We start from the raw sequence: 12,948 nt of genomic DNA, 5'->3' as shown, positions 1-12,948 counted from the left end.
TATGAAGAGTTAAATATGAAAGAAAAGCAAATAATACTTAATCAGATAAGGACGCCTGACGGAACTATTTTAACGAGCAAGCACAGGCATGACTTTAATTCTCACGTCGATAAAAATGGGGAAACATACATTGTTGATGGCGGGATTGAATATCTGAAAAGAAGTATTAATAAAGAAAAATTTCATGAAATGTCTTTGTATACTGGCGATCAAGAAAGCAAAGAGGCGGATGAAGGCGGTAATAAAAAATTTATCAGTTTGCAAAGCGATATTCATAATGAGTTTCGTCGTGAAAATTACAACTATGTTAATCGGGGTGAAAAAGTTGCCGTTTTTGCAGGCGACATTGGCGTCGGCGAGTATGCTATAAATTATATTAAAGGACTTGCTGAACTATATCCTGATACTCATTTCATTTTTGTGCCAGGAAACCACGAATACTACAATCCAAATTTAGCTAAAGATACGCTTGATAAAACATTTAGAAGTGTCGCAAAGACAGTCGATAACCTTCATTTTTTGAATCGTGATTCTGTTGTTATCGACGGCATCAAGTTTTTGGGATGCACATTGTGGTCAGACTTCACCACATTCGGTCCTGAACTTGAAAAATTAGCACTTAATACCGCTAAATATTTTTTAAACGACTTTAGGGAAATTACAAATAACGGTTTCGCTTTGACTCCTAAGCAGATGGCGTCGTGGCAAAAAATAGACGTTAATTGGCTTGATACTGAGCTAGCAAAGCCGTTTTTCGGAAAAACAGTAATTGTGACGCACTTTCCAGGGGTAATCGAGTGCGTGCATCCTCATTTTGAGGTTGATGCAGTGACGACGTACTTTAATAATGATTTGGAATGGATTGTTGAGAAGCATAAAATTGACCTGTGGCTTTACGGTCACAATCACTGGAGTACCAGTTTTACGCTCAAGAAAACGCGTTTTTATTCTAATCAGCCCGGCTATCCTCGTGAACAAACTGGGCACGACGAAAATTTAAAGATATTGCTATGAAGTATTTAATTACGTATATCCATATTGCGTCAACGACTTAAAATGGTTGATCGAAAAGCATCAGCCCTTTGTATTCATGTAAGGCCATAACCACTGGTCTTCCAGCTTCAGAATTGGAACAACTGAGCTATATAGCAATCAATTTGGTTACTCCAACACTGACGACACAAGGTGTTTAGAGCACTTAATGATTACGCTGGAGCGTTGTTATTGAATGATAGAAGACAACGACTGGGAGAAGTTATCACCGCTTCTGTACGATATCGAAGAATTTGAAAATATTTGTTTCGAGCCAGGTGAAACATCTGACATTGGCTGCTCAGTGGATAGTTGCAAAGCGATCTGTGAAAAATTGGTAGAAAAAACGGGTAAAAATGTCACGGCAGTAAGTGAGTGGTGTTGGTGTAACTTAGAATATTCAGAAATCTGGCGCGACGGGACGGGGCTATTTCCGAGCATAATTATAGCCTACAGATTTTAAAAGAAAACCATTCTGACTTTTAATATACTCAACCTGTAAGAACGTCACTGCTTGTAAGTTTACGGGATAATTGAATTTTTAGGCAGCGAATAGTTGCTACTTTTTAGTGGGTATAGGGTCTAGCAAGACCGTTGATGTATAGACTTTTTTTAAATTTTTGTGAGGTTATTTATGAGCGATAAGAAAAAGATAAAATCTTCTAGCATTAAAACAAAAAAAGATGTAGAAGAGTTATTAGAGAGTGGAGCGGAGATTGAATTCATGAAAATTCTTGATTCTCCGCTCTTTAACGAAGTAAAGCGTTTAAGCGGTGTGCTGAATGATGTTGGTGATGCTTGCGATTACGGTATCTCTATCGATGAATTCGAAGAGATATATGAGACATGGAGAAAGAAGACAGATAAAAACGTTACAGCTGTATCAGGGTGGTGCTGGTGGGACCTTGAGATTCCTGAAGGGATTGATGTACCTGAAGGGTCGTTGCCTGCCGTGGTAAAAGCTGAATGTATTTTAGCGACGATTCATCCTGGTTTCGAACTAGGGAACTGGGTCCGAACAACGTTGCTGCAAAAACTACACGATAACTGCGTGTTTGAGACAAAAAATACGTGCTATATATTAGTAGGACAAGGAACAAGAAAGACAGTTGATGCTAAATCAGCCTATACTTTTTTTTAGTATGAGTGGCTTACTCGATGTAAAAAAGCCGTTATTAACACTACCTAAAAACTAAAATGGCAGAGATTTCTTTGTCGGCGACATACATGGTCACCTTGACACATTTAACCAGGGCCTAGCGGAAATATACTTTAACAATAAAATCGACAGAATAATCTCAGTCGGTGATTTAGTGGACAGGGTGACTCACTGTGAACTGCATCGACACGACTGTTTATAAAAATAAATTAACGTTTTTGGAGTTTATTTACGGTAAACCTATTTTTACGACGATCAAAAAAAGAATAGCTATGAATACGTTACTAGTAAATAAACTTTATGCCGACTTTCCTCATGTTTTCAGAAATGAAAGGTATGATGGATTTACTGCAATTGATGCGACTAATGGCTATTTCTTAGCTATTTATAAAATGGCTAAATTGTTGAACGATAGCGATCAGTGGGGTAGTGCATTTATCAAAGATATTAAGATTGATAGAGGTGGACAGTTGTCGGTCTTATATGAGTGTGGAGATATTCCTGTAGCGATTTCTGATCAACTGGATTATCTGGAAGACAGTGACGAAGAGCGGGGGGTTGAGGGTGATACTGCTGTAAATCGCTTGCTGGCTAGAACTGACGGAATCGGACAGTGATACCTTAAGATGATTATCTAACAATCATGACTGCATTAAATATTCCTGCTCCCGAAGGCATAGGGGGCTGGCACTTCACTTCCTATTTTCTTAGCGTAGGAAAACGAAGCGAAACGCTAGGACATTTTTTTTGATTTCATACGGTTTCTATTTTTATTTCGCTCTTGGGTTGAGGTTTCACATAAAAAATGGTTTTAATTGTAGCATGGGGCACTTTAACTTTTGGCGACCGGCTTCTTTTGTACAGAGCCGACCGTGCGATTGGAATAGGAGTTACGCTCGTTTAAGTTTTAGCTACTACACTTAAAGCATGTTAAGTGCCCTGATGAAAACGATTCTGCTTATTACCCATGATATATTTCAACAAGTTTTTCCTATAGCTTTATGACTGGAATATCCGAGAATCTCGTTGTGTACGCTGGCGATTTCATGCTTCTTGCCATTGTCCATTGACGTTGAATGCCCTGCGAACCAATAAATACAGTTCCTTTGCCATACCGTATGTTAATGCCATCAAAGGTATTCATTGTTAATTCAGATTGAACTGACTGTTGTGGAGTGAAGAGGTCAGCTTGTTTAATGCCTCGATTTGATAGCTCCATCAATCCTACGCCTGCTTTAGCGTAATCGATGCCATCCTTAAACAAGCGTGTTCCTAATTTCTGTGCAGCCTTGATTATCAATCGACTATCGTTTGTTGGATATAAAAGCGGTACTGACTGACTGTTGTTATAAGCTGTCGATGCATGCCGAGAGCTTTGAATCATGACGTATATACGCTTCGTAAAGCTGTTCTGCCCCCTTAGTTTCTCTGCTGCCCTTGCTGCGTAATTAGCTATGCTTTCATTAAGTTCGTGTAGTGTTGTTATTTTATTGCTGAAAGATCTACTGCTGAATATCTGTTGCTTGGGTGGTGGTTGTGATTCTAGTTTTAAGCATGGAGTGCCATTCAGTTCATTTACTGTTCGCTCAACAGCAACACCAAACCTATCCCTCATACTTTTAGGTGATTGTTGTTTAAGGTCTAAAATGGTGTTGATCTTCATCAATTTCATTTGTTTGCTGATACGAGACCCTATTCCCCATACCTTCCCAGTATCAATCTTACTAAAGACTTTATTCCAGCTTTCGATATCATCAATTAAACACACCCCGTTAAGTCGATCTGACTTTTTAGCTAAGTGATTGGCAAGTTTTGCAAGTGTCTTAGTTCTAGCGATTCCAACGCATACAGGCATGCGTTGTTGCTTCCAGCACGCGTTCTTAATGTCATGACCATGAGTTATAAGGTTGTTGAATCCGGTTACATCCAGAAAAGCTTCGTCAATGCTATAAACCTCAATACTATTTCCGAACGTTTCCAGCAAGGTCATTATATTCGTGGAGACACTTCCATAGAGTTCATAGTTTGATGATCTAACTGTTACGTTATGTTTCTGTAATAGGTCTTTGATTTTGAAGTAGGGTTGAAGGTCTGGAATACCTAGTGCTTTAGCTTCTTTGTTACGTGTAACTATCACGCCATCATTATTTGAGAGAACTACTACAGGTTTACCACGAAGATCTGGCTGGAAGATTTGTTCGCAGCTGGCATAGCATGAATTGCAATCAACGAGCGCTAACATGAGAAAGCGCAATTAGCTTGTGGAGTTATACAGAAGGTAACTGTACCTTCACAGATCACATCAAGGTTTTCAGGAATTGGTATAGATGCGTGTTTTGGGTTGGCTGGTTTAAGTTGTCGTGTTTTTAGATCTAGGATTTTTATGGTTAGTTCACCGGCAATAGATGCGACGATAGTAGAGTTATGTTGAGATTCAATGGCTCGATCAACGATTAGAAGTGAGCCGTCGAGTATTCCTCTTTCAACCATAGAGTCCCCCTGAGCCTTCGCTAGATAGGTTGCAGAGGGATGTTTTATGAGAAGCTCACTAAGACTAGGCATAGTCTCTGAATAGTCATCAGCAGGACTAGGGAACCCACAGGATAGGCGACTTTTAAGCATCTCTAGGGCGTGAGATGGGGTGTCGTATGTGGTATGGATGAGGCAAAGAGGTTTAATAATCATAATCTAATATACTGTATATAAAAACAGTATAATAGTGGGGCGGTAACTGCTTGTCAATTTGGAGTTATGCTGTGTGCTTGGATGACCTTAGATAGCCTTAGATGTAGTGACTCAGACTCGACCTGACAGATTGCCAGCATAGGGCTACATTAAGTCTGACCGTCGCAAAACGCCCCATAGCGGCTGTTCAGCGACTTAGTCTAGGGTCTTTTAGGCTCGCTATGCAGTATGATGAAATACGTATAATATGGCATTATGTCAAATTGAAGTGGGTGGTTTCTACACAGCTTGGAATCATCCCATAAAACCAATAAGAAGAGAGCTATAGACGGACGATTATGTCAAAACGTTTTTCTACAGGCTCGTTAAGAGAACACAATGACTGATAACTTTCTTTGCCTGATAGCAAAATATACTCCGATTATTGATTTCTTCACGGCCTTAATTCCTATAGCCATCGCTGCATTGGGGTCTTACATCGCTGTGCAGCAATACAGAACCAATAGAAGAAAGCTTCAGATTGATCTATTCGATAAAAGGTATGCTGTTTACGATGCAATACGAAACTATATTATTGTAGTAATACAAGGAAACCAAAAAGATCTTGCTCTACAGCAAGCCTTCAGCGCAGGTACTGTGGGAGCTGAATTTCTTTTCAATAAGGAAATAAAGGAATACATCAACCAACTATGGTCTAAGTCAGTAGATTTAATGGAGTGGTCTGAGGATGAACACACCTCAACACATGCATCTGAACGGGCTGCGCATAAAAAATGGTTTGGTGCCCAACTTAAAGAGATCGACAATAGGTTTATGGAGTTCATGCATGTTTCTTAGTAATCACTAACAAGATCACAACTTCGTGGTCGCCCCTGCTAAAAACGTTAGCACTACAAGGATATATCGCGCATGTCGTCAGTTTTTCTAAGTCATAACTCCATGCTTCTCTTTCAGATAAGCTATATGCTGACTTTACCAACCCAAATGAATTTGAAATCTCTTATTCAAAACTATTAATAGCACTAGGCGTTAAAGAAACGCCTAAAGCCATCAAACAACAAAAAACTTATCAACCCAAGCAAAGTAAACCTCAATCTTTACCAGGTGATGTTCCGCGCGAACAAGAAATTAAAATTGTTGGTATTGTAAAAGAGAGAACTAAACAAGATAGAGAATACTCTGGCTTGCAAGATTATTATTTACAACTATCAAAAATTCCAGCAAGAGACTGGGTGCACTTTTTTGACCAGTCTAGAGGTTTTGCCCGTCACTCAATGTGGCGTAGAGCTTGGATTGAAGGCGATTGTATTGTCGTTAAATGTGCACTTGATGAGTTAAACCGTTATCATTTAAAAGATCTAAAGCACGATGTTGCAGAAGCAAATCGAGAGTTAGAAAAACATATAGACGAATACAATGCTAACTCTCGCATTCAAGCAGAGCTGGAAGAAGCTAAAAGAATTGAGCGTGATAATCAGCTGGATGATTTAGATTTTAGCTAATGATACAAGCAGTGCTAACAAACATATCAAATCGACTCCAAAAAGCTGCTCTTTTTTGCGCAATTTATATGGGCGTTAGGCTCTCAGGGAGGTCAGTATTAATAAATTTATTTACAAAGATGAATCTGGTTCTGTAGAAAGAGAGCTGGCACTGATGCTTGGGAAAATCACCCACCATATCCATCCTGAAATTGTTAAATACATTGAAAATGAAAACTTAAACTATCACAGAAAATTCAGTGATATTTGCCATGAAAATCTAAATATTTCAGCGTTTCTATATCCTAAGTCTGATTGCGTATTCCCCGGCTTTAGGCGACCAATAAATAAAGAGAAATCGGCTCAATGGAAAAATAATGTTTACATGGCCGACGGTACGATATTGAATGACAACACCTTTCCAAGACATATATGGGCCTTCCTATCTATGGGGAAGGCTTATTCTGGTGGTAAAACTGGCATGTGGGCTTCAAGCGGATTAGATAGGTTTGAGCTGGCACATGTTTTTGGTCACAAACCAAATGAAAGGGATTTAGAGAAAGAGGTGTTTATTGACATTGATATGGAGACCAAGCCTTATGGCCTCTTTACTTCAGCTTCCAACATAGTGTTAATTCCTAAGGGTTTTGCCAAGCCTACAGATCACATGAAAAGCATTAAAGTGTGCTTCTATAAAAGGCATATAGACCTTTACGGAAATAACATTGTTGGCTTGGGCAGTCTCAATGAAAACTGTATCCCTAGTTGGTACGAAGAAATGCAGTGGCTAGCACCGGTGCTCCAAAAAGACTGGAAGGTTAAAATTGATAAGTTGCTAGAATATAGAGAAAACTATCTTGAGAGAAAATATTCCTAACAAATCAAGCAAGAAGGACGCGCAAAAGCGCGCCTCTTCTTGAGGCGTTGACCATCCGGTTTCGAACTGAACCGTCTCAATGCCTCGACTAAATCGAGGCTTTTTCACATTAGGTGAACGTCCGCTTTAGGCACTAGAGCGACCATTGCAATCATCAGTTGGATGTTAGGGATTCAACAGGGGGAAGTTGGGGAGTTATTGGTTGCTGACCACGCAAGATGGTCGTTAATGGCCGTTGCTGTCATTAGAGCGCAGCTAATTTACAATTCAATAACAGATATTACTCAAAGGCTGTTTGATCAAATCTAAAGGGGTCGTAACGATTATTTTTCATACAGCTATGTTATTTCCGTCCCGGATTTTCGGCTAAATCAGTTGTTTTACTTTTGTTGAGCGTCCGCTTTACGCACAAGAGCGCCCGTTGATCTGACCTAATTGAACTAGATACCTCTATAAAAGATAAGGCCGTAAATTAACAGAGGTATGGGCTGTAAAATTTACTATTGTAAAAATGTATCACTAGTACTAATATTGCCTAATCTAGTCACCGATAGGGACTACTGTTAGGTCAGTTGGGTATACACCCGCTGGGTTCCTAGGTCAGCCATACGGCGGCACGCGGACATTCTTTTTCTCAATTAGAATGTAGAGTGCGTCATGTTAAATCCCCGAAAATCTCTCAAGAAACCTCGTCATTTTGCTTTCTCTAAACAGAAAGGTCTTTGCTATTACTGTGCCCAACCAATGTGGGATGGATGTCCGAAATCTTTTTCTGTCAGGTATGGATTGTCTGTTCGGCAGGCACGGAGGTTTCAGTGTACTGGTGAGCACCTGATGGCTCACAAGGATGGCGGTAGTAGTGGTCGAGAGAATATTGTTGCGGCTTGTCTTTTTTGTAATGTTGGGAGGCACAGAAGAGGGAGGGATTTAGATCCTCATTGTTTTAGAGGTTTGGTACAAAGAAGGATGAATGCTGGTCGCTGGCATGCAGCTAGGGCTGTTCTGTGAGAGGGCGCTTATAAAAATGCAGTAGGAATTAAAAATGAGACTGCTCATGGAAGTAAACTGACCCAAAGCCTCGACAGAATTCGGGATATGTTTTCCTTATGTGAGCGTCCGCATTAGAGCGGCCACTCATACTAGCCGCCCTTTATCCTCCGTATTAGGTGGCACCATAATATTCTGCGCTTGTCGCAAAGGGGCCCCATAGCTGAAGTTGGGGAGTTATTGGTTGCTGACCACGCAAGATGGTTGTTAATGGCCCGTTGCTGTCATTAGAGTGCAGCTAATTTACAATTCAATAACAGACATTACTCAAAGGCTGTTTGATCGAGGTTGCGATAAAACCGTCATAGGCGGTGATTCCGGAAAAAACCTAACTACTGAATATTTTCATCGGTAGGCTCAATATGGGATTCTCTGAGTCCGCAAAGCTAATAATCACCGCGATATGCCCAGCAGTCACCAGGAAGTAACTCACCGCCGAGAATATTTGGCCGTAGCGATCCAGCGGAATTAAATGGGAAAAATGTCGCTGCCGCCATTCAAAGATGACCTCGATGGCGCCAACAAACAAAAAGAATACCAGCAGCGCTAGGCCGAAGATATAAGCCAACAAAAGCCCCAGGCCTATGCCTGCCATACATACGGATAAACCCGCCCATGAGTGCATTGAAAAGCTTATGCTCTTGAGTACGTGGCCACCATCTAAAGGCAAAATAGGCAGTAGATTAAACAAATTTAATAAGGCGCTAAGCACTGCGGCCCCGGCAAATAACTCTATGTCCGTTACCCAATAAATAATCAAACAAGCCAGCGACATAAAGAGACCAAAACACGGCCCCATGATAGAGATCACCACATCTTGCCAGCGGGTATTGATCTTATCGTCGGATACCGCCAGGCCGCCAACAAAGGGGATTAAGTAAATGCCTTTGGTTTTAATCCCAAAGTATTGCATCGCTCTTACATGGCCATATTCATGCACCACCAGGCAGGCCACTATTACTAGGGCAAATTCTACGGTAAACAACCAGGCATAACCGGCTACGGATGCCCCCGCCAACGCCACTTTTATCACCTTGGCGCTTTTAAAAAGCTTAAAGGCCAGCGCCGCCAACCCCATAAAACTGTGTGTTGATTTTTCTTTGGCTAGATATGCTGAGGCGGTTAATAGGAACTCACCTGTTTCTTGCTGATGCTGATCTACCCATAGCTGATAGGCCACGGTTTGATCTTTGGCTTGCAGATTTAAGCTGATCTCTACGCTATTGTTTGGTTGCTGTAAGAGAAATCTATGTACAATTTCACTGGCGGTGACTCCACTTAATTCGACCTTGCTCACCAGCTCATCGGCCCAGTACAAACACTGGGTACCCGCACCATCGTTTTCAAGCTTTAAGGTTTTGCCAAATAGTTCGAGTTTTAACAACGGTATTTCTCGCAAAGTTATTTTTAAGGCGATTATCTTACCTGAGTTCATGCCAGACTGCATAAAGATTAGAGATTAGTGGGATCAGATGAAACTTTAACGCTTGATGGGGGATTTTTAAGCATAATCCCCCCCAAGTCCTCGTCTAAATTCAGTTGATTTTGTTTTTCTCGAGAATCCGCTTCACGCACAAAATCGACCGCCTATGGCGGGATGAGTTGGTCCAATCCTAATCATTAGCTATTCATCAGTGACTGTATATGGCTGATTGTCTCCTTTGCTTCTGCGCACTCGGTCTTTGAGTCAGCCTCTCTTACATCCCAGTATGTCTTTGAGCTTATAAAGGGTCTAATAACACTCCATATCCCCCAAATTTCTTTAGATAGCTTCTGTAGGTGTTCGGGGACTTGATGTTTATTGCAGGGTTGCTCTTCTGTCATCTCAGCTATAACTAGAGCTAAATAGAGCATTGCTTCCTTTGGGCCTAAATCAATAATGAGTTGAAACTTATCTCGGTGGAAGTCTATCTTTCTGTATTTAACAATTTCTTCAAACTTTCGGCGTTCTTGATCGTTGATTAGTATGTTTTCTATCTCGCAAGCGTTTGAACAATCATTCATTAACTTAGCAATCAGTGTTTTTTTATTGTTGCTAGATGTTCGATAAATTAGATTGTGATTTTTGCAGGATCTTGCCCATAAACTACTTTTCATAGTCTTTACCTTATTCTTATTATTTTTATAATTCACAACTAACTTGTGAAGCTTCACTAGTTAGTTGTGAATAGTTGGTTTTACGTTTTCTTGACAATTTGATTTTGATTTAATATATAAACTCCTTATATATCAATAGGTTACGCTAATAAAATATTGATATCAAGAGCGGCATGTGAGATACTGTTAATCGTTTGTCATCAAAGCTACGCGAGGAAGGGTTATGTACGTACGTTACATAACTACCTTTTTAGGTTTTGCGCTGTCGTCTGCGACTCTGTTGCAAAATTTATTTCATTACTGAAATAAATACCTCGCGCCTGCCGCGGGCTTTTGCCTTCGGCCTGGTTGTTTGATGACAAAGGTTGTCAAAGATTTACTCAAATAAAAATAATAAGAAGGAGTATTCACATGAAAATGGTGAATAAAAATTCTCTTCACAGAAAATGTGTGAAGAAGCTAGAGCGCATAGAAATCCGTGTATCTGATCTAGAAAAAGAAGCTATTAAAACAAAGGCAGATTTGTTGAATTTAGCTGTTTCTCAGTACATTCGAACCACAGTTTTAATCTCTACTGTTATTGAACGGCCAAGTCGTATAAGCAGGGAGTATAGAAATCAATTGTCAGCTATAGGCAATAATATTAACCAGCTTGCTCGAGCGGCAAACTCTGGTAATTACGTGCCAGCCCGAGAATTGGAATCGTTGAGGCAGGCGGTTTTAGCTTTGGTGAATAAGCAGCCTTAGGTGATTTGCGAGCGAGCCGGCCCAAGGAATGCGCAAGGTAAATGTAGTGGTAAATCCCCGTTTAGTGACCTATTAATCGCTGTTAGCAAAGCCCGCTATTTATTAGCGGATGATCCCAAGTATGCAGGGTTAGAGCAGGGTGAGAGAGTGGCTGGGGTCGAAACTCATTCCCTAACCCCGTACCTCGAGGGTTTATCTGACCCTGAAATTTATGCTGAGCTAGCTATCGCTGACATGGAGGCTCAAGCATTAGAGGCAAGAGGTGAGCGAAAAGCACCAAATCATCTGTGCATAGATAGAGAGATATCGTTTCACCCATCCGATGATGTAACACCGGATAAGGCGTTATTAATTGTGAAAGAGGCTATAGAGATTGTGATGGGCTGTATTGATTCCCGTCCGTCGCTGCTAGTTGTACATAATGATAAAGCGCATTTACATGTGCATATGTTGATTAGTGTGACAGATGACAAGGGGGCTATATTTAATAAGCGAAATGACGATCGGCTATGGAATGCAGCTATGGATAAATTAGAGGTAAAGCATGACTTGACGAGAGTGGAGGCTAGGGGGGAGCAATCTGCTAAAGGACAGGGAGTTAAATCATCTGCTAAATCACAGCGTGCTAAATCTAAGCGTACGGGTGGGTCTCCGCTGATACAGAGATTTCAGCAAGATATTACTAAAGCTGAAGAGGTGTCAAAAGGGGATTTTTCTATATTTATAAAAAACTTGCTTTCTGCTGGCATTCAACCGGTTGTCAATTGCAATAAGCGTGGTTCAACTATACGAGGCATAGGCTTCTATGCTGCTGGAGAATACTTCTCTGGGAGCAAATTAGGCCGATCTTTTAGTTGGGGAAAGCTTAGCAAGAGAGCCTGCTATAAAGAAAGTGATAAAGCACAGCTGCTTTCGCTAAAAGCAAGGTATGAGAAAATAACGAGTAAATGCTGTGAGATAACGCACGACGCTAAAAGTATCAAAAATATATCAGGTTATGACTTAGAATCATCAAAACCAGCGACTAGGCGTAATTTGATTTGTCGCCATTTTGATGTTGTAAAAACTAAAGAAAAAAACATATATAAGTGGAAGAAAACGGGGCTTGAGGCTTTTTTGGAGATCATTAATCCCCCTAAGCTTTCAACAGTCCGTGGTTCAAATGTAACAGTCATTAATGCAATGTTAGAAAGGACGAGTACGCTTGGTTGGGGTGCGCTAAGAATAAACGGATCAAAAGAGTTTAAAAAATTAGTATATGAAAAAGCTAAGGTAATGAACATTAAAGTAGACTTCAATGATACTGATCTAAATATTCGTTTTTGTATTGAATCTTATGAGATAGGCTTATCTGATTCTGATAAGAGTTTACTTGTTGATATCACAAAATCTAAATTAACCCAGTTTGGTGGGGATTATGAATCAGCAATTATACTTGCATTAGATGAAATTGTTGGGAATGCTAACTTGCCAGAGCCAGAGCCAGAGCCAGAGCCAGAGCCAGAGCCAGAGCCAGAGCCAGAGCCAGAGCCAGAGCCAGAGCCAGAGCCAGAGCCAGATCAATGGTCTGTTTATATTTCAAAGTTGAATGAAGAGGAGAAAAGGAAGGTTTATAGGGTTTTAGACGTTAAGTTTTCTGGTGATTTGATGTGTCTTAACCTTGCCGTTGAAAAATACATCGAGTTAAAAGAAAAGCTAAATTTAACTGATATAGGAGGAGGCTGTAACTTCGATTGATAAGGTATAAGATATTATTTGTGATTGGTTAAAATAATTAATATATTAAGTGTTGTCTTCAGCGGTTACTAAAAATTAATAAATCA

At 40.3% G+C, this 12,948-nt stretch carries 14 protein-coding genes; 10 read left to right on the top strand and 4 right to left on the bottom strand.

Annotation, left to right across the window (positions count from 1 at the left end; translation table 11 throughout):
• The first annotated feature begins 15 nt into the window (after nt 1-15).
• From B067_RS0117675 to B067_RS0117660, 4 genes are all read left to right on the top strand, one after another.
• The gene (locus B067_RS0117675) at nt 16-1,014 is read left to right on the top strand and encodes a metallophosphoesterase (protein WP_019531427.1); all 999 of its coding nucleotides are present in this window, start codon (nt 16-18) and stop codon (nt 1,012-1,014) included.
• A gap of 652 nt (nt 1,015-1,666) precedes the next feature.
• The gene (locus B067_RS21490) at nt 1,667-2,173 is read left to right on the top strand and encodes a DUF6957 family protein (RefSeq protein ID WP_051083878.1); all 507 of its coding nucleotides are present in this window, start codon (nt 1,667-1,669) and stop codon (nt 2,171-2,173) included.
• Between the two features lie 82 nt (nt 2,174-2,255).
• A complete protein-coding gene (locus B067_RS22385; RefSeq protein WP_420806537.1) occupies nt 2,256-2,393 on the top strand; it encodes a hypothetical protein in 138 nt (45 codons plus the stop codon).
• On the top strand, nt 2,365-2,808 hold the full coding sequence (locus tag B067_RS0117660) for a hypothetical protein (protein ID WP_019531424.1): 444 nt from the start codon (nt 2,365-2,367) through the stop codon (nt 2,806-2,808). The genes B067_RS22385 and B067_RS0117660 overlap by 29 nt, the downstream gene beginning before the upstream one ends.
• A 374-nt stretch (nt 2,809-3,182) precedes the next feature.
• Here the strand turns inward: B067_RS0117660 and umuC are convergent, their stop codons facing one another.
• Nucleotides 3,183-4,433, bottom strand: coding sequence for a translesion error-prone DNA polymerase V subunit UmuC (gene umuC / locus B067_RS0117655; RefSeq protein WP_019531423.1), 1,251 nt, complete (start codon nt 4,431-4,433; stop codon nt 3,183-3,185).
• Nucleotides 4,427-4,813 (bottom strand): translesion error-prone DNA polymerase V autoproteolytic subunit, encoded by a 387-nt coding sequence (gene umuD / locus B067_RS0117650; RefSeq protein ID WP_156820902.1) that lies wholly within the window; start codon nt 4,811-4,813, stop codon nt 4,427-4,429. Before umuD ends, umuC begins: the two co-directional genes overlap by 7 nt.
• Nucleotides 4,814-5,254: 441 nt before the next feature.
• Between umuD and B067_RS0117645 the strand changes: the two genes are divergently transcribed.
• The 4 genes from B067_RS0117645 (at nt 5,255) to B067_RS22380 (ending at nt 8,242) form a co-directional block, all read left to right on the top strand.
• Entirely contained in the window at nt 5,255-5,713 is a 459-nt protein-coding gene (locus B067_RS0117645) for a hypothetical protein (RefSeq protein WP_019531421.1), read from the top strand.
• A gap of 347 nt (nt 5,714-6,060) precedes the next feature.
• Nucleotides 6,061-6,378, top strand: a complete 318-nt coding sequence (locus tag B067_RS0117640) for a hypothetical protein (protein ID WP_156820896.1) — start codon at nt 6,061-6,063, stop codon at nt 6,376-6,378.
• Nucleotides 6,379-6,532: 154 nt separating this feature from the next.
• Nucleotides 6,533-7,234 carry a hypothetical protein gene (locus tag B067_RS0117635; protein ID WP_019531419.1) on the top strand — a complete coding sequence of 234 codons (702 nt, stop codon included), beginning with the start codon at nt 6,533-6,535 and terminating at the stop codon, nt 7,232-7,234.
• 657 nt (nt 7,235-7,891) lie between these two features.
• The gene (locus tag B067_RS22380; protein ID WP_083921460.1) at nt 7,892-8,242 is read left to right on the top strand and encodes an HNH endonuclease; all 351 of its coding nucleotides are present in this window, start codon (nt 7,892-7,894) and stop codon (nt 8,240-8,242) included.
• A 367-nt stretch (nt 8,243-8,609) separates the two neighbouring features.
• Here B067_RS22380 and B067_RS0117625 read toward each other — a convergent pair whose 3' ends face one another.
• Together B067_RS0117625 and B067_RS0117620 are read right to left on the bottom strand one after the other, a co-directional pair.
• Nucleotides 8,610-9,716 (bottom strand): site-2 protease family protein, encoded by a 1,107-nt coding sequence (locus B067_RS0117625; protein ID WP_019531417.1) that lies wholly within the window; start codon nt 9,714-9,716, stop codon nt 8,610-8,612.
• A gap of 185 nt (nt 9,717-9,901) precedes the next feature.
• The gene (locus tag B067_RS0117620; RefSeq protein WP_156820895.1) at nt 9,902-10,378 is read right to left on the bottom strand and encodes a hypothetical protein; all 477 of its coding nucleotides are present in this window, start codon (nt 10,376-10,378) and stop codon (nt 9,902-9,904) included.
• A 411-nt stretch (nt 10,379-10,789) separates the two neighbouring features.
• Here B067_RS0117620 and B067_RS0117615 point away from each other — a divergent pair, with 411 nt between their 5' ends.
• Both B067_RS0117615 and B067_RS22060 read left to right on the top strand, forming a co-directional pair.
• A complete protein-coding gene (locus tag B067_RS0117615; protein WP_019531415.1) occupies nt 10,790-11,125 on the top strand; it encodes a plasmid mobilization protein in 336 nt (111 codons plus the stop codon).
• Nucleotides 11,126-12,862, top strand: coding sequence for a relaxase/mobilization nuclease domain-containing protein (locus tag B067_RS22060; RefSeq protein ID WP_019531414.1), 1,737 nt, complete (start codon nt 11,126-11,128; stop codon nt 12,860-12,862).
• The last annotated feature ends 86 nt before the right edge of the window (nt 12,863-12,948 follow it).

This window comes from Dasania marina DSM 21967 (assembly GCF_000373485.1).
GTDB classification, from domain to species: domain Bacteria; phylum Pseudomonadota; class Gammaproteobacteria; order Pseudomonadales; family Dasaniaceae; genus Dasania; species Dasania marina.
This window is presented reverse-complemented; position numbering and strand designations above follow the sequence as displayed.

Bases quoted from the DNA above. Each gene is read 5' to 3' on its own strand.
- B067_RS0117675 (WP_019531427.1), top strand. From the start codon at position 16: ATGAAAGAAAAGCAAATAATACTTAATCAGATAAGGACGCCTGACGGA.
- B067_RS21490 (WP_051083878.1), top strand. From the start codon at position 1,667: ATGAGCGATAAGAAAAAGATAAAATCTTCTAGCATTAAAACAAAAAAA.
- umuC (WP_019531423.1), bottom strand. From the start codon at position 4,433: ATGTTAGCGCTCGTTGATTGCAATTCATGCTATGCCAGCTGCGAACAA.
- umuD (WP_156820902.1), bottom strand. From the start codon at position 4,813: ATGCTTAAAAGTCGCCTATCCTGTGGGTTCCCTAGTCCTGCTGATGAC.
- B067_RS0117645 (WP_019531421.1), top strand. From the start codon at position 5,255: ATGACTGATAACTTTCTTTGCCTGATAGCAAAATATACTCCGATTATT.
- B067_RS0117635 (WP_019531419.1), top strand. From the start codon at position 6,533: ATGCTTGGGAAAATCACCCACCATATCCATCCTGAAATTGTTAAATAC.
- B067_RS22380 (WP_083921460.1), top strand. From the start codon at position 7,892: ATGTTAAATCCCCGAAAATCTCTCAAGAAACCTCGTCATTTTGCTTTC.
- B067_RS0117625 (WP_019531417.1), bottom strand. From the start codon at position 9,716: ATGAACTCAGGTAAGATAATCGCCTTAAAAATAACTTTGCGAGAAATA.
- B067_RS0117620 (WP_156820895.1), bottom strand. From the start codon at position 10,378: ATGAAAAGTAGTTTATGGGCAAGATCCTGCAAAAATCACAATCTAATT.
- B067_RS0117615 (WP_019531415.1), top strand. From the start codon at position 10,790: ATGAAAATGGTGAATAAAAATTCTCTTCACAGAAAATGTGTGAAGAAG.